The organism is Paenibacillus peoriae (assembly GCF_022531965.1).
GTDB lineage: Bacteria > Bacillota > Bacilli > Paenibacillales > Paenibacillaceae > Paenibacillus > Paenibacillus polymyxa_D.
In genome coordinates this window covers 4,328,945-4,347,067 of the sequence record NZ_CP092831.1, presented here as the reverse complement: position 1 = coordinate 4,347,067, position 18,123 = coordinate 4,328,945, and the positions used below count along the sequence as shown (strand labels likewise).

Sequence of the window (18,123 nt, the reverse complement as noted above, 5' to 3'; positions counted from 1 at the left end):
GGAGGACAACCATGAAGAATGGTGAGCAATTCGACATTTACAGAGAACAAATAAAAGCCGTAGATAGACTTTTAATTCAGATATTACAAGCTCAGTTGCGTACTATGGGGCTGCTGAACGCAAATCCAGAAGATGATCGTTTGTGGGCAAGCTATGGATTAAAGGAGATATATAGATTATGGATGAAAGAAAGTTTGGATATCTTTACACGTAATCCGGCCGTTGTCTCTACCGTATCCGATATTCATGAAGTTTGGGGGAAATGGGAACAAAGCAAACAGCATTGGACTAAAGATGCTAATTTGAGAGCCCAGGTTCTACTGGTTGAAGCTACGTTAAAAGCACTACCAGAAATCTTAACCGGAAAAGTTCCCGCAACTGATATTATGTTTCCCAAAGGTTCCATGCACCTTGTCGAAGGTATTTACAAGCATAACAAGGTTGCTGATTATTTTAATGAAATGCTCTCGGATCAGGTAACTGCTTTCTTGGAACATAGGCTAAAGCAACATAGAGAAACAAAAATACGTATTCTGGAAATTGGTGCGGGAACAGGAGGAACAACATCAATAGTTCTCGATAAACTAAAGCCATTCCAACAATATGTTGAGGAATATTGTTACACAGACATTTCCAAAGCTTTTCTAAAGCATGGGGAACGAGTTTATGGAGAACAGAATCCTTTTCTGAAATTCGAGGTTTTAAATATTGAAGAAGCCGTAACCGAGCAAGGGATTGAGGTAGGGAAATATGACATTGTCATTGCGGCTAACGTATTGCATGCTACCCGGAATATCCGGCGAACCCTACGCAACGCTAAGAGCTTGATCTCTAATAACGGTCTGATTCTCTTAAATGAAATTTCAGACAAATCCATCTTTACTCATCTGACCTTCGGTTTGTTGGAGGGATGGTGGATGTATGAAGATCCTGCCGTACGTATTCAGGGATGTCCAGGCTTATATCCAACTCAGTGGAAAAAACTATTGGAAATCGAAGGGTATCACCATGTTGGCTTTTTGGCAGCGGAAGAAACCCAGCTTGGGCAGCAGATTATTAGTGCGCAAAGTGATGGTATAGTTCAGGTCACTCGAGGTACGAAGCGGGACAGGGGAAGAACGTCGGTTTCAAGTCAACCATCATCTGGTGCCCCAACACAGACCAATCTTAAATCGAATGGAATGGACATCGAAACATATGTGAAAGAATGCATTGTCCATACATTATCAGAATCTTTAAAGGTAATGGCTCACCTAATTGACCATGATGATTCGTTCTCCGATTTCGGTGTCGATTCTATTACGGGAACACAATTGGTGCAGAGCATTAATCGCATATTGCACATCGAACTTGAAAGCACTGATCTGTTTGATTACAGCTCGGTTAATTTGCTTACAGCATACATCTTGTCACAGTATAAGGAAGTGTTTTCACCAGCAGTCCCTTCTCGGATATCGCCTTCTTCAAAACAGAATGTGCAGTATTTTGTAAAAGAAACTTTGCTTCAACATTTGTCCATTACTCTTAAAGTCGAAGTTAATATGATAGATTCTGAGGAGTCCTTTTCTGATTACGGTATTGACTCTATTACGGGAGTCCAATTTATTCAAGCGATTAACCATACGCTTGGCATTGAATTGGAAACTACTGATTTATTTGATTATAGTTCCATTCGTCAATTGTCCTCCTATATTTTGTCGCAGCATCAGGATGTAGTTGCACGGACATGGACCAACCGGTTTCAAACTGACGGCTTGTCTCGAAAAGGAATATCTGCCAACGAAAAAACAACAAAAGCAACCGACAATGCCCGTCCACTTGCCAGAAATGACTCTATTTTAAATAAAAAGACTTCTGAAGGAATTCCAATACAAGATAAAAAAGATGATATCGCCATTATTGGTATAAGCGGGCGCTTTGCCCAGTCGGCATCGGTTGAGGAATTGTGGGATCACTTGGTTCATGGAAATGACTTAATCCAGGAGGTATCCCGGTGGGATTTATCCCAGTATTACGATCAAGGGAAAGAGTATTGTAACTATGGTAGTTTTATAGAAGATATTGACCGATTTGATCCCAGATTTTTTAATATTACAGGACTGGAAGCTGCATACATGGACCCGCAGCAACGTATTTTTCTGGAAGAGTCTTGGAAAGCCTTGGAGGATGCTGGATATGCGGGTTCGGGGATACAAGGTAAGGACTGTGGCGTTTATGTAGGTTGTGGTCCTTCCGATTATGCAGAATGGCTCGACGATAACCCTCCAGCCCAAGCTTTTTGGGGAAACGCTAGTTCTATTCTCCCTGCCAGAATCTCCTACTACCTAGATTTGCATGGACCAGCGATTGCAGTAGATACGGCTTGTTCCAGTTCACTGGTAGCGATTCATATGGCCTGTCAGGGGCTCTGGACGAGAGAAATAGACATGGCCTTGGCGGGCGGCATATTTATTCAGACAACTCCCAATTTTTATGTGTATTCTAATCGTGCCAATATGTTGTCCCCAACTGGACGGTGCCATGCTTTTGATGATAGAGCAGATGGATTTGTGCCAGGCGAAGGAGCAGGTGTAGTTGTTCTGAAGCGTTTAGAGGAGGCCATTGCCGATGGTGACCACATATACGGTGTCATTAAAGGTACTGCGGTCAATCAGGATGGTTTTACTAATGGGATTACGGCACCAAGCGCGAAATCTCAGGAACGTTTGGAACAAACTGTATTCGATCGTTTTGGGATTCATCCAGAAAATATACAAATGGTTGAAGCGCATGGGACAGGCACACAGTTAGGTGATCCTATAGAATATAAGGCCTTGAATCGGGCATTTACTAGATACACCAATAAGAAGAGCTATTGTGCGTTAGGTACCATTAAATCGAATCTTGGTCATACCCAATATGCTTCTGGTATAGCTGGAGTGCTGAAAATATTACTTTCTTTACAGCATCGGCAAATGGTTCCTTCCCTCCATTATCAACATGGAAACATGAATATTAAAATGGACGATAGCCCCTTCTATGTAAATACAAGTTTCAAGGAATGGTCTGTTCCTTGGAATACAAAACGTTGCGCGGCCATAAGCTCTTTTGGATTCAGCGGTACCAATGCTCATATGGTGATTGAAGAAGCTCCTGAAATGAATCGGCATTATGCACCTGTCTCCAGTTATTTAATCGTTCTGTCTGCACGAACAGAAGAACAGTTGCAGCAGCAGGCCCATCAGTTGAGCGCTTATTGCAAGAAGGTGGAAGAGCCGGATTTAGGTAATATGAGTTACACCTTGTTACTGGGCCGTAAACACCTTGATTATCGGCTGGCATGCATTGTAAGTCATACGAGCGAGCTTGCTAATATACTGGATAACTGGCTGGAAACGGGAAGAACTGCGAATATGTATGTTTCCGCTCTGAATGGATCTGAGAATAGGGATGATCTGGAATTAAAACAGCATGGAAATGAATGTATTACGAAATGTATAAATGAAAATGATAAAACTCTTTTCGCTAGAAATTTGTCTACTATAGCTGAATTGTATGTGCAAGGATACGGGCTTAATTACCATCAATTATTTGCAAATGGGGGATATTCTAGAGTTTCATTGCCCACCTATCCTTTTGGCAAGGAAAAATTTTGGGTACCCCAAAAACAAACTATCTCAGATGCGGCCACCATTGCTCCAGACTCGCGAAAAGCTAGTATAGACGATCATCACAGATCAGAAACTCGAAAATTGTCTTATACAACGAAGCAATGGGCAGCAAGTCCGCTTGTCGGAAAAAGTGATATCGTTGGTACAGTTGCAATCTTGTCCACTCATGATACAGGAGAGCTTGCAGCCTGTCTGGCTTCTTATTTTTCAGATGTGCGAATATTAGGTAGAGATGAAATTAAAGATGATCTGTTGATGCAGGATCACATGTGGAATAAGTATACGGGCTGTATTGACCTGATTGGGTGCGGTTATGCTCAGGAGCCGGAAGTTGAATACATTTCCTGGCTGCAAAAGCTTATTGAGTATGGGAATAGAAACAATTTGATGTTGCTTTGTGTTACAAAAGACTTGGAATCTTATAAGAATGAAAAAATCAATTTATCAGGAGCTTTGAACGTTGGTTTGTATCGTATGCTGCAAAGCGAGTACAGCTATATCCGCTCACGTCATATGGATGGACAATCTGGAATGGCTGATAGATTGTTTGCAGAGCAAATTGCCTGCGAATACATGGACAACAATGAGGATACTGAAGTGTCTTACCGCGATGGACAGAGATATTGCGCGTTTTTGAATGAAGTCAATGTACAGCACAATCCAGTTCATGAACGGAAATTCCCCGAAAATCATGTTTTATGGGTGACAGGGGGAACGAAAGGACTAGGCCTACTCTGTGCGCGTCACTTTGTACAGCATTATGGTGTAAAGAAGCTGATGCTATCGGGTAGGGAACCACTGCCGCCGAAGGAGCAATGGAATTCACTTGAGGCTGTGGATAGCGCAACTGCTGCAAAGATACGGGCAATTCAAAGTATCGAACGCCTTGGAGTAGAGGTATTTGTCCTATCGGTTGAATTATCAGACGTGGAGGCCATGCGAATTACGGTGGAAACCGTCAAGCGTTTTATGGGTCCTATTGGTGGCGTCATTCATTGTGCGGGTCTGGCTGATTTGGAAAATCTGGCGTTTATAAGAAAATCTCCACAGGTGATTGGACAAGTATTGAATCCCAAAGTGCTGGGTCTAAATGTCATGTATCAAAGTTTCAGAAATGAGCCTCTGCGCTTCTTAGTGCTATTTTCTTCAGTGTCTGCCATTATTCCAGCACTTGGCGCAGGGATCAGCGACTACGCAATGGCCAATGCATATATGGATTATTTTGCTGAGTCGGTTACAGGACCTTGTTCGATAATGAGTATCCAGTGGCCTAGCTGGAGGGAAGTGGGGATGGGGGAGGTCACCAGTAAACCATACAAACAAGCAGGTTTGCTCAGTATGTCCAACGAAGAAGGATTGAATATGTTGGACAGCCTTCTGGCAGATTCCCGCTATCGAGTCATTCTTCCTGCATGGGTAAATCCGGTTATATGGGACCCTACTCAGTTAATGAAGCGGAGACTCTCGGTAACAGAGTTCGTGAAAGAGGAGAGAGGGCCAGTACAGGCTCCCATGCAAAATCTAGGAAGTGGATATCTGGATAAAATTGATCTTACGGAAAAGACACAATCATGGTTGGTTTCACTTTTTGCCAAAGAATTGAGAATTGACAAAGCCGAATTCAAACCGGATACTCCATTTCAACAATATGGAATGGATTCGATTTTGCTGGCTCAGGTCATCACCAGAATGGACTATGAATTAAAGGAAGTCTCACTTGATCCGTCCGTAATTTTGGAGTATCCAACCATGAAAAGTTTGACAGCCTATCTAACTGAGAACCACACGGATATACTTGAGACTTTTTTTAACATAGAAAGTCAAGCACAGGGAGTAACAAATACAGAATGTGAACAGAAGCCCGTTTCTCCCTTATTAGAAGAGAATATAGCGTTCCTAGACAGGGAAGAAAACGATTTATATAAAAATGATAAAATAGCTGTAATAGGAATTGATTGTCAATTTCCGGATGCTCATAATAAATATGAATTTTGGCTTAATCTAAAGAATGGTATGGATAGTATACGTGAAGCCCCCATCTCACGGGTGGGGCATATTAGACAAACGTTTGCCGGAAAAGCAATTGAGAGTGTGGGTGGGTTTATGGATCAAATTGAGGATTTTGATCCTGATTATTTTAACATCCCTCCATCCCTTGCCATACAAATTGATCCGTTACAGCGTAAAATTCTGGAGTGTGGCGCGGGTGCGATTGCAGATGCCGGATATACGAAAGAAGCTTTATGGAATAAGCAAGTGGGTGTATTTGTGGGCGCGAGAACCAATAAATATTATCAAAAGCTGAAAGAAAACGATAAAGATACCATTATCGGTGTTGGTCAAAATTTTATTGCTGCCCATTTGGCTCATGTCTATAATCTGAAAGGCCCTAATATGATAGTAGATACGGCTTGTTCCAGCTCATTAACCGCAATACATGTGGCGGCCAAAAGCGTATTGAACGGTGAGAGTGAGATTGCACTGGCTGGAGGGGTGGACATTATATTGGATGGGACCATATACCAACTTCTGGGAGCCGCTAATATCATATCTCCTGAAGGGCGCTCCAAGGCATTCAGTGCCGATGCTAATGGTATTGGTGTGGGCGAAGGATGTGGCGTAGTCGTTCTAAAGCGCCTGCAACAAGCCATCAAGGATAACAATAAAATCTATGGTGTCATTGACGGATCAGCGCTCAATAATGATGGAAATACCATGGGTATCACTACTCCAAACCCGGAGGCCCAGAAGGAACTTATTGAAAAAGCGATTGCAGATGCCCATATTCATCCTGAGACTATTAGCTATGTGGAAGCCCATGGAACGGGTACCCTTATCGGTGATCCTATTGAACTAAAAGCATTGACAACTGTGTTCTCAAAGTTTACAGGTAACAAACAGTTTTGCGGAATTGGTAGTGTTAAAAGTAATATTGGACACCTGATTAGTGCAGCAGGGATAGCAAGTTTCATCAAGGTTTTACTGTCCATGAGTAGTGGAGAGCTGCCAGCAACACTGCATTGCAGCAATCCCAACCCACGGTTTAATTTTGATGACTCTCCGTTTTATATTGTAAAGCGCCATTCGAAGTGGACAGGTATAGCGGGAATTTTACGTGCAGGTATCAGTTCATTTGGGCTTGGAGGGAATAATGCTCATATCATCGTAAGTAATGAAGGTGTTCCACATGCACTTCAGGCTGTATTGAGTTCAGATGATGAAGGGATTCGCTTTAACCGCCGACGCTATTGGCCAGAGCCAATGGATATTCCGGAGTCCATAAAACCGGTCACGCGGAAAGCGGAAGAATGGAAGCAGGGATTTTTTGAACCCATTGAGATTTATAGGGAGGGGAAACTGCAATGAGTAAAGGAACAACTCCCAAAACCTATGCACAGCGGCTAACTCATAACAATTTAATTGTACGGGATCATCAAGTGCATGAAATACGCACGTTGCCCGGGGTGGCTTTACTGGATATGATCTATAGACTGGCAGATTGCTATTTAGGAACCCAGGCCATCGAATTACGTCATGTCCTGTTCATGCAGCCTATCATCACATCCGAGTATTTTGACCAGCAGATTCTAGTTGCTTTCATTCCAAAGGAACGATATTGGGAGGTGAAAGTGACCAGTATAAAAGTAAAGAATGAGGAAGCTGTGGATACATCTGAGGTTATTAATATGAATTGTTTGATGTATAGAATAGAGCATATTTTCATAGAACCATGCCCCGATATTGCCGCCTTCGCGGATGATGCCACAGAGCAGTGGGACATGGAGGAGATGTATGAATTGGCCCGCAGATGTAAAATTCGGCATTTCACGTTTATGAAAACACTGGGAAACGTCTATCAACGGGGCAATCAGGAAGTAATGAAGCTCCAGCTAAGTGAGCTAGCGAAAAATGATGCCGATTATTTTTATGCGCATGCTGCATTGTTGGATGGGGCATCGATGGCAGGAATGTCTTTTTCCAAAAATGGAACGCAACATTGGGTGAACCAGGACGGTTCGCCCTATATGCCTATTTCAATAGAACGATTTTGTATTTATCAAAGGCTTCCGAGCACCATCTATACGTATACAGAGGAACGAGAAGTTGTAGACGGTCTACTGATCAATCCAGATCTCATATCCCGAGATATCACTGTATATAGTGAGACAGGTGAGGTGGCTGTTGAATTTCGCAATTTTTCAGTTAAACGTATCCGAGACGCCCAACTGATTCAAAAACTGATGGAACCTGTAGTTTCTCTGCCTGAGGAGAAGGATAAAGCGCAATCTGTTCAACAAATAAAACCTGTTTCGAAAGATAAATATGTGGGAATAGAAGAAAGTGAATACTCTTCTTTAACTACTAAAATCGCTATTGAGAATTTCCTGCGGCAAGAGATTGCCAAGGTACTCAAGGTAGATGCAGATACGATAGAAGTGTGTGCAGGATTTTACGAATTAGGATTGGATTCTATCGAACTGCTCCGATTGGTTAAAGTATTGGAGGAAAGAGTAGACACGATAATGTATCCCACTTTGCTATTTGAGTTTTCCACAATCGACAGCCTGACTGGATATTTACTTGAAAATCATGCTCAAGCGTTCAATGAAAATGTGGGGAGCGAGGACAATTATGATACGCCCACAGTACAGAACGAACGTACTCTTAAAACTGCTATTGAACGTTATTTGCAAGAGGAAATTTCAAGGGTTCTTCATGTATCTGCCAGTGAGATTGGAATACAACAAGGGTTTTATGAGCTTGGATTGGATTCCATTGAATTGTTGAAGCTGGTAAAGGTTTTAGAGGAGAAAGTGAGCGGAGCATTATACCCTACACTTTTGTTTGAGTACCCTAACATTACAGCATTAACTGAATTTTTATTTGAACATAGCGGAACTGCGTTCATAGAGGAAAAGGAGGAGCATACGGACCAGGGATCGCAAGTTGCTGTCGATCCACAGTCTAGTTTGCCTCAAGCATTACTCTTTGAACGTTTCTGGAGCCATGAATCGATACCGGCAACCCAAGTGCAGTATCCTGAATATCTCCATATCACGCTCATGTATAACGGAAGCAAAAAGCTGTTATCCTGGTTCGAACGGCAAAGTAACGATGCATGGAAAATATTAGACCTTAATTCTGTTAGTACACAGTCCATCCAGCAATTTGAGGATTGTTTTGAACAAGTTTTTCATCTTATTCAGACGCACATTAAGAAATCAGGAAGTTCCGAAATCCTGATTCAGCTTGTTGCTGATGTGGATAAAGACCATAAAGCTGTATATGCATTGGAGGGTTTACTGAAAACAGCTTCTTTAGAAAATCACAAAGTTCATGGTCAAATTATTATGATTAGACATATGGCTACAAGGCAGGCAGCGGAAATTAGGGATATTTTAATACAGGAAGCCCATCATCTCGAAGATGGTGCACGGACAGTTTTGTATCCAACCGATTCTACTGAACGTTTTGTTAATAAACTGTATGAAAAAAAGTTTCAGGAAATGGCTTCTCCCTTTAAAGAGCAAGGTGTATATGTAATTACTGGTGGTTTTGGTGGATTAGGATTTCATGTTGCCAATCATTTAGCTAGATGTAAGGCTAAGATAGCATTGATTGGAAGATCGGGATTAACTGAGCCACAGAATAGGCAAATGCGCTCATTAGTTCAAATGGGAGCAGAAGTCCGGTATTATCAGGCTGATGTTGGTGATCTGGCTGCTATAGAAAAGATAATGACAAATATTCGTGATCATTGGGGTTTTGTAACGGGAGTGGTTCATGCTGCCGGTGTCGTAAAAGATCAGTTTATTATCAATAAACAAATGCATGAAGCACATGAGGTGTTTCGACCCAAAGTCAGTGGTATCTGGAATCTGGATCAGGCAACAAAACATGATGCGCTGGAATACTTCGTCATTTTTTCATCTGCTTCAGCTATTACTGGAAATTTAGGACAGGCCGATTATGCAAGTGCAAATGGATGGATGGATGCATTTGCATGGGAACGACAGGGTCGAGTAGAACGGGGAGAGCGCTGTGGACAAACGATAACGGTGAATTGGCCATTGTGGTCTGAAGGCGGCATGCGGATCAGTGAAGATATGCAGGATTTGCTGTATAAAGCGGGAGGAAGCGAAGCACTGCCTACGTCCAATGGGCTTCATATACTGGATGCTGTATTGGCAAATGGGAGCACTCATACAGTGGTTCTCTATGGCAATGTTCAAGCAATCAAGGAGCAGATGAAATCTAATATAACGATAAATCCAGGTATCTCTATTAGGTTAACGGAAATGAACGCGGATCAGGAAGAGGAAGCTGAATCAAGTGTTAAGAAAAAGCGAAGTCAACATGACGACATTGCTATTGTGGGGCTATCTGGGAAATATCCTATGGCAGATAACATAGAGCAATTATATCTTAATTTAAAAGAGGGAAAGGATTGTATTTCCAATGTTCCTACCGAGCGTTGGCGGGACAATAAACTGTCTTATGATGTTAGAGAGATCTATAATCACGGCGGCTTCCTGGGCAGAATCGATGAGTTTGATCCGTTATTTTTTAATATATCAGCTGCGCAAGCGGAAATGATGGACCCCCAGGCAAGAATGTTTTTGCAGACAGCTTGGGAAGCTTGTGAAGACGCGGGGTTCTCGCTTGATAAAAGTCATCATCAATATCCCTCCACCAGTGATCAGAGTGTGGGGGTATTTGCAGGGGTATTTTGGAATAACTATGAACTGTTTAGTGCGGAGATGACGCAGCGTGGAACGCCATTAGCATTTGGGATTGCAGCTTCATCAATAGCTAATATGGTTTCGTATTGTCTGAATTTTCATGGGCCATCCATGGCTGTAGACTCAATGTGTTCTTCTTCTCTTACTGCTATTCACTTGGCATGTGAGAGCATTAGACAGGGAGAATGTGACTATGCTGTTGCAGGTGGTGTTAACCTAGTTACTCATCCCCACAAATACCTTTTTTTGAAGCAAGCTCAGTTTCTCTCGACTGACGGCAGATGCCGAAGCTTCGGCAAGGATGGAGACGGATACGTTCCCGGTGAAGGGGTTGGAGCAATTCTTTTAACCAGTCTAGCCGAGGCAAAAAAGCAAGGTTATTCCATCTACGGAATCATTAAAGGTTCTGCAGTAAATCATGCTGGGAAAACTTCGGGAGCTACGGTACCAGATCCTGTAGCCCAATCGGAAGTCATTTCAAACGCTATTAAGAAATCAGGGGTTGATCCTCAAACTATTGGTTATGTGGAAGCCCATGGCACAGGGACCTCATTAGGGGATCCGATAGAAATGCGTGGCCTTGAATTGGCTTTTAGTGAGTGCGGGCTTAACAAACAACAGTGTGTGATAGGGTCTATTAAATCGAATATCGGGCATTTAGAAGCTGCTTCGGGCATTGCAGGACTAACTAAGATTCTGCTTCAATTTAAATATAAGGAGCTATTTCCTTCATTGCATGCCAAGGAAATCAACCCCTATATTGATTTTAAAAATTCATTTTTTCAAATTCAGCAACAATATGAAGCATGGGTAGCACCAGAAATCGAAATGAACGGAGCATGCTCTTCTTTACCTAGACGGGCTGGTATAAGCTCATTCGGGGCAAGTGGAAGTAATACTCATCTTATTCTGGAAGAATATGTACCATCGGAAACGAAGGGAACAAGCTCACTTTCAGGCACGGAAACATTGGTTATTATTCCACTTTCAGCCAAGAAAGAGGAAAACCTTAAGCAGATCGTGCATAATCTGCTCCAATTTCTTAAGATTCATAGCTCATCAGAGCGGGGAGCAAGCTATGAAAGACTTAGGGAACTGGCCTACACGCTACAAGTTGGGCGGGAGTCTATGTCTGTGCGAGTTTCTTTTGTTGCTTCTTCTATGGATGAGCTGCTTCATAAGATGGAGCAATTTATTCAGGGAGAAGAGACAGTGTCAGAGAGAGCATGGACTCATGATTCAGACGATTTGGATTTTTTATTGGAGACATACATCGGTTCAGCTGATATGGAAGGTATAGCTCGATTGTGGGTAGGAGGCTTACATGTTGATTGGAGCAGGTTATATGGTGAGGATAAGCCGCATCGCCTTCATCTACCGACATATCCTTTTACCAAAGAACGTTACTGGGTTCCACATGAGACGGCCCACCCAGCAACTGAAGGATCTATGTTCAATGTTGCTACAACCGCAGCAACATCATCGCACCCTCTACTTAGAACGCGTCCCATGGTTGCAAAACGTGAAAATAGACTTGAGAATTGCTGGAATTTCACTGAGCAAATAGAAGTATAGTTAGATAATAAAATAATAAACAAAAAAAGCAGACCTGGGCTTTAAATCCCAGGACTGCTTTTTTTTGTATTTGTTGAAATTCTTCGTGTCCATTTGTGACAATGATAGAAAGTTGCAGAGAAGCTATAGAATGTCTTGACTTTGTCGAAGCGGTTCATTAAAATCATAAAATAATGAAAAATGATTTGATGACGGGACCAAGTACTCCGAACCCACAAGCGCAGAGAGGAATTTCCAGGCTGTAAAAATTCCCTTGATGAGCGGATGAATGACCTCCCCGAGAACAGGCGGCGAACAATTGAGGAAACCCTACTGAAAGTACATTGTAATTGTGCCGACAGTGGATGGTCCTGCATAATAGCCGTACTGCGCGTTACGGGCGTTATACGTATGAGCGGAGTCAGTATATTGCTGACGGGCAATGAGTGATTTTATGCTGGTTGTCTGGACAAACTCCGGAATGTGGGTGGTACCACGGGTGATTTGTAAACGACAATCCCTCGTCCCTGTTAATGTTAACAGGACGAGGGATTTTTTGTTTTATATTGAAAGTGGAGCAAGAAGAAAGAGCACAATATGAAATACAACGATGGGGGGATACGTTAATGGCCTTTCAAAAACCGACGGGAACACAGGATTTGCTGCCGGGCAGTGTAGAAAAATGGCAAGTGGTCGAGGAAAAAGCCCGTGAGATTAGCCGCCGCTTTAATTATCGAGAGATTCGTACACCAATGTTCGAACAAACGAATTTGTTCGTTCGAGGTGTGGGTGAAACGACGGATGTAGTGGAAAAGGAAATGTATACTTTTGAGGATAAAGGGAAGCGCAGCATGACTTTGCGTCCGGAAGGAACAGCAGGGGTTGTCCGCTCCTATGTGGAGAACAAACTATACGGGGAGCCGGATGTAACTAAGCTGTATTATATCGGTCCGATGTTCCGTTATGAGCGTCCACAGGCTGGGCGTCAGCGCCAGTTTCACCAATTTGGAATTGAGGCATTTGGGGCGGTCGATCCGGCACTGGATGCAGAAGTTATTGCTTTCGGGTATCAATTCTGCCGTGAACTGGGTCTGAAAGGAGTACAGGTGGAGATTAACTCCGTCGGTAATGCAGCCAGTCGCGCAGCTTATCGGCAGCATCTGGTGGACTTCTTGATGCCAATTAAGGATACGTTGACCAAGGAGAGCCAAGCACGCATTGAGCGTAATCCGCTGCGAGTGCTGGATAGCAAAGATGACCAGGACAAATTTGGAGGTGCACCTTCGATTTTGGATAGCTTGGACGAGGAATCTCGCATACATTTTGAGAAAGTGAAGCAAAATTTGGATGCCATGGGTGTGGAATATACAGTTAACCCGCGTTTGGTACGGGGGTTGGATTATTATACGTTGACAGCGTTCGAATTCAAAGCTGAAGGAATTGGTGCCATAGACACGATCGGTGGAGGCGGCCGCTACAACGGATTGGTTGGAGATCTGGGCGGACCGGATCAGCCAGGGATTGGTTTTGGCATTGGACTGGAGCGAATCCAGCTGATTTTGGAGCATCAAGGTGTCAAACTGAACGAATCCAAGCCGTTAGATATCTATATGGTGGCGTTGGGTGAGGCGGCAGAAACGGAAGTAACCAAACAACTATTCAAATTGCGTCAAGCTGGATTTTCCGCAGAACGAGATTATCTGGGTCGTAAAATGAAGGCGCAGATGAAATCAGCCGATCGCTTTAAAGCAAGGTATACTGCGATTCTGGGTGAAGATGAGCTGGTTCAAGGTGAAATTGCACTGAAAAACATGGAAACGGGCGTGCAGCGCACTGTTAAGCTGGATCAGCTGGTGGAAGAACTAGGATAAAGAAGATGTGTAACATCAGTCAGGGGGAGTCTCCCTCTGGCTGTCATATAGCATTAACTACTAAATATAAACAGGAGTGTGTATTATGAAAAGGAGTCATCAATGCGGCGCATTGACTCATGCGCATATCGGAGAAACAGTTACATTGAACGGTTGGGTACAAACCCGTCGTGATTTGGGGGGCGTACTTTTTATAGACCTGCGTGACCGTAGCGGAATTGTACAAATCGTATTTAATCCGGCATATTCCGGTGACGCACTGCAAATTGCGGACCGTGTTCGTAGTGAGTATGTGCTTGAGGTTACTGGTACCATTGTCAAACGGGATGCAGAAACGATTAACCCGAACCTGCCTACAGGTGAAATTGAAGTGCGTGTCACTGAAATCGAAGTATTGAATGCATCCAAAACACCTCCGTTCTTCATTGAAGATGGCGTGGAAGTAGACGAGTCACTGCGTTTGAAATACCGTTATCTGGACTTGCGTCGTCCGGAAATGCATCAGACCTTGAAGCTGCGTTCCAAAGCAGCAAAAGTATTCCGTGATTTCCTGGACGGTGAGGATTTCATTGAGGTGGAAACACCGATTTTGACAAAAAGTTCCCCAGAGGGCGCCCGTGATTATCTGGTACCTAGCCGGGTACATGAAGGTGAGTTTTTCGCCTTGCCGCAATCTCCACAACTGTACAAGCAATTGCTGATGGTTGGTGGCGTGGAGCGCTACTACCAAATTGCACGTTGTTTCCGTGATGAAGATTTGCGTGCTGACCGTCAGCCTGAATTTACGCAGGTCGACATTGAGACCTCCTTCATGCAACAGGATGATTTGCTGCCTATGATGGAGCGTCTTATGGTGAAATTGTTCAAAGAAACCGTTGGAGTAGAACTGGAAACACCGTTCCAACGAATTACACATGCAGAAGCAATGGATAAATACGGATCAGACAAGCCTGACCTGCGTTTTGGTCTGGAGTTGATTAATGTCAATGATATCGTGGCAACCAGTGGTGTGAAAGTATTTGCTTCCGTAATTGAAAAGGGCGGGGAAGTTAAAGTTCTCAATGCCAAAGGATGTGGCACGTGGAGCCGTAAGGACATTGATGACCTGGGTCCTTTTGCAGCACGTTATGGAGCAAAGGGCTTGGCTTGGATCCAAGTGAAAGAAGGCGAATTCAAGGGGCCTATCGTTAAATTCTTCACACCGGAAGAAATCGAAGCCTTGAAAGAGCGTACGGGAGCTGAAGAAGGCGATCTGTTACTCTTCTCTGCGGATAATAAAAAAGTAGTTGCTGATGTATTGGGCGCACTTCGTCTGAAAATTGGCCGTCATTTGGGCCTCATCGACGATAACAAATTCAAATTTGCCTGGGTCGTAGACTTCCCGCTTCTGGGCTATGATGAAGAACAAAAACGTTATGTAGCGGAGCACCATCCGTTCACTCGTCCGAAGGAAGAAGACCTGGCCCTCTTGGACACAGATCCAGGTCAAGTTCGTGCTCAGGCCTACGATATCGTGCTGAACGGCTACGAAGTGGGTGGTGGCTCGATGCGTATTTTCAAGCGTGAAGTTCAGGAGAAAATGTTCAAAGCGCTCAACCTGCCGCCTGAGGAAGTGAAGGATAAATTCGGTTACCTGCTGGATGCATTTGAATATGGTACGCCTCCACATGGTGGTATTGCCTTCGGTTTTGACCGTCTTGTGATGCTGCTTGCAGGTCGTACAAACCTGCGTGAAACCATTGCATTCCCGAAAACAGCTAGCGCGACAGACCTGCTTATGGATGCACCAAGCGAAGTGGATCAAGCTCAATTGGAACAGCTTCACATCCGTCTTGCCCCGAAACCTGTTACTCCTAAAGCTTAAGATGAACGTTTGTCTTTGCAAGTGCACCGAGTGGCTTGTGGATAGATTATAGAATGCCGTGAACCCGTTACCCTTTTATGGATAATGGGTTCGTGGTTTGTATGCTGGAGTTCAAGTATAGAGTTTAAATCAGTGAGGGAGGATATACCATATTGTTGCATCAATTTTCACGAACGGAACTGGCTATCGGAACTGAAGGTCTTGAGGTTATGAAAAATAGCACGGTGGCCGTGCTGGGTATCGGCGGTGTCGGTTCGATTGCAGTGGAAGCACTGGCGCGCACAGGTGTTGGACGTATCATTTTGATTGATAAAGATGTTGTAGATATCACCAATATTAATCGCCAAATACATGCGTTGACAACGACGGTAGGTCAAAAAAAGGCGGATCTGATGGTAGAGCGTGTGAAGCTGATTAATCCTGAATGTGAAGCGATTGCACTGAACATGTTTTATACGGAAGAAACGTATGAGGAGTTATTTAAGTACGAACTGGATTATGTGCTGGATGCTTCAGATACGATTATTTACAAAATTCATTTGATTAAGGAATGCCTGAAACGGGGGATTCCGCTGATCTCCAGTATGGGCGCTGCGAATAAAATGGATCCAAGTCGTTTTCAAGTAGCGGATATTTCCCAAACCAGAATGGACCCGATTGCCCGTGTCATCCGCACCAAGTTGCGTAAGGAAGGCATTACCAAAGGCGTCAAGGTTGTATTCTCCGATGAGGAACCAAAGAAGCCACGTGAAGAAATTACAAAAAAAATTGTACCTGCCAACGCACCTGAAATCCGGAAAGCGAAGCAGCCGCCTGCAAGCAATGCATTTGTACCTCCGGTAGCAGGACTGATCATGGTTAGTGTAGCCGTGAAGGATTTATTAGAACACGCTGGTGTGTAAGTTGTAAAAATAGCATGGCAGTGCATTCGTAGATTTACAGCAGTATGTATTCACTTTAAGACCTGTAGTTCTGTGCATCACATCCTTTGTGTCACAGTTGCTACAGCTCTTTTTTGTTTTGAAAAAGTGCAGCTTACTGTAAACAGATTGAACAACTTGCTGGAGGGTTTTGGTATGAAGGATGGACTATGGTCCAGAAGTCTCGGTTACAAGCCCGAGCATCATTGGAAAAAGGAATTAGCCGCTGGGGCCATTTCTTATTTTTCCGTGGTATACATTGTTATGGTTAATGCGACTATTTTGTCAGATGCCGGGATTCCCCTCCAAGGGGCGATGCTCGGGACACTGCTGACATCGATGATCGGCTGTCTACTGATGGCTTTTGGTGGGAAATCTCCAATGGTCGTTGTACCAGGGATGGGGATTAATGCCTTTTTCACTTATACGCTGGTACATTCCATGAAGCTGAGCTGGCAGGAAGCGTTGATGGTAGTTGCCGTCACAGGGGTGATATTCGCCATTGTGGCCTTTACATCATTGTACAAGCTGATTAGCCAAGCGATTCCCCATAATTTGCAGCACGGAATTACGGTAGGCATTGGTTTGTTTTTAACCTTTATCGGATTGCAAAAAAGCGGTATCGTGATTGCTCATCAGACGACTTTTGTGGCTATTGGCCATTTTAATGATCCCAAGGTAATTACGGCTTGTGTAACGTTGCTGCTCGCTATTGTATTGTTTGTGCGTAACGTTCAGGGAGGTTTACTAATTAGTATTTTGGCGGGAACTGGGCTTGCTTATATACTGGGAGCTGTAGAGCCTACAAGCACGGTACGAACCTCTGAAACGGTGCGACAGTATGGGCAATTGTTTGGAGAGCTTTCCTTTTCAGGCATTGTCTCGGTAGCTTTCTGGATCGCTGTCTTTTTGCTCCTACTCATTGTGCTATTCGAGAATATTGGTATGATTACTGCACAAACCAACATGATTGGTAGACCGGATTTATTTAAAAACAGCTTGCGTGTGTTGGCTGTAACCAATATCTTTGCCGGTATTTTGGGCAGCAGTCCGGCGGTAGCCGCTGCGGAATCGACGGCTGGTATTGCAGCAGGGGGACGCTCGGGAATGACACCGCTGGTAACTGCTATTTTATTCGGGGCGACGTTTTTCTTTATTCCACTGTTGGCTTATATTCCTGATAGTGCCATTGCACCCGTGTTGATCATCATTGGGGGGCTAATGGTGCAAAATGTGCGAGAGATGGATTTCAGTGATTTTACTGAAGCGTTTCCTGCATTTCTGATCATGGTGATGATGCCCTTTACTTATAGTATCGTAGACGGAATGGCATTTGGTTTTATTGCATACCCTGTAGCCAAGCTGGCAGCAGGACGGGGCAAGGAAGTACCTATCGCATTATATATCATATCTGTACTGTTTGTGGCAAATTTTGTGCTTCATTCTCTGGTGTAGTAAACTCGAAGATAGATTGTACTGTTCATACCCGCGCAGAGCGCGGGTGTTGTTGTTTGAACAAGA

General features: G+C 43.7%; 6 protein-coding genes. All 6 read left to right on the top strand.

Features of this window, described 5'->3' with window-relative positions; translation table 11 throughout:
• Nucleotides 1-11 precede the first annotated feature (11 nt).
• The 6 genes from MLD56_RS19200 (at nt 12) to MLD56_RS19175 (ending at nt 18,057) form a co-directional block, all read left to right on the top strand.
• Nucleotides 12-7,016 carry a beta-ketoacyl synthase N-terminal-like domain-containing protein gene (locus tag MLD56_RS19200; RefSeq protein WP_029515742.1) on the top strand — a complete coding sequence of 2,335 codons (7,005 nt, stop codon included), beginning with the start codon at nt 12-14 and terminating at the stop codon, nt 7,014-7,016.
• Nucleotides 7,013-11,968 (top strand): type I polyketide synthase, encoded by a 4,956-nt coding sequence (locus tag MLD56_RS19195; protein ID WP_029515741.1) that lies wholly within the window; start codon nt 7,013-7,015, stop codon nt 11,966-11,968. Before MLD56_RS19200 ends, MLD56_RS19195 begins: the two co-directional genes overlap by 4 nt.
• 605 nt (nt 11,969-12,573) lie before the next feature.
• Nucleotides 12,574-13,818, top strand: coding sequence for a histidine--tRNA ligase (gene hisS, locus MLD56_RS19190; RefSeq protein WP_029515740.1), 1,245 nt, complete (start codon nt 12,574-12,576; stop codon nt 13,816-13,818).
• Nucleotides 13,819-13,903: 85 nt separating this feature from the next.
• Complete coding sequence (gene aspS / locus MLD56_RS19185) at nt 13,904-15,682, top strand: aspartate--tRNA ligase (protein ID WP_029515739.1); 1,779 nt, start codon at nt 13,904-13,906, stop codon at nt 15,680-15,682.
• Nucleotides 15,683-15,834: 152 nt separating this feature from the next.
• Nucleotides 15,835-16,584 carry a tRNA threonylcarbamoyladenosine dehydratase gene (locus MLD56_RS19180; protein ID WP_029515738.1) on the top strand — a complete coding sequence of 250 codons (750 nt, stop codon included), beginning with the start codon at nt 15,835-15,837 and terminating at the stop codon, nt 16,582-16,584.
• A gap of 174 nt (nt 16,585-16,758) precedes the next feature.
• The gene (locus tag MLD56_RS19175; protein ID WP_029515737.1) at nt 16,759-18,057 is read left to right on the top strand and encodes an NCS2 family permease; all 1,299 of its coding nucleotides are present in this window, start codon (nt 16,759-16,761) and stop codon (nt 18,055-18,057) included.
• The last annotated feature ends 66 nt before the right edge of the window (nt 18,058-18,123 follow it).

What these genes read in the sequence shown, in the direction of transcription:
- MLD56_RS19200 (WP_029515742.1), top strand. Translation starts at nt 12, where the DNA reads ATGAAGAATGGTGAGCAATTCGACATTTACAGAGAACAAATAAAAGCC.
- MLD56_RS19195 (WP_029515741.1), top strand. Translation starts at nt 7,013, where the DNA reads ATGAGTAAAGGAACAACTCCCAAAACCTATGCACAGCGGCTAACTCAT.
- hisS (WP_029515740.1), top strand. Translation starts at nt 12,574, where the DNA reads ATGGCCTTTCAAAAACCGACGGGAACACAGGATTTGCTGCCGGGCAGT.
- aspS (WP_029515739.1), top strand. Translation starts at nt 13,904, where the DNA reads ATGAAAAGGAGTCATCAATGCGGCGCATTGACTCATGCGCATATCGGA.
- MLD56_RS19175 (WP_029515737.1), top strand. Translation starts at nt 16,759, where the DNA reads ATGAAGGATGGACTATGGTCCAGAAGTCTCGGTTACAAGCCCGAGCAT.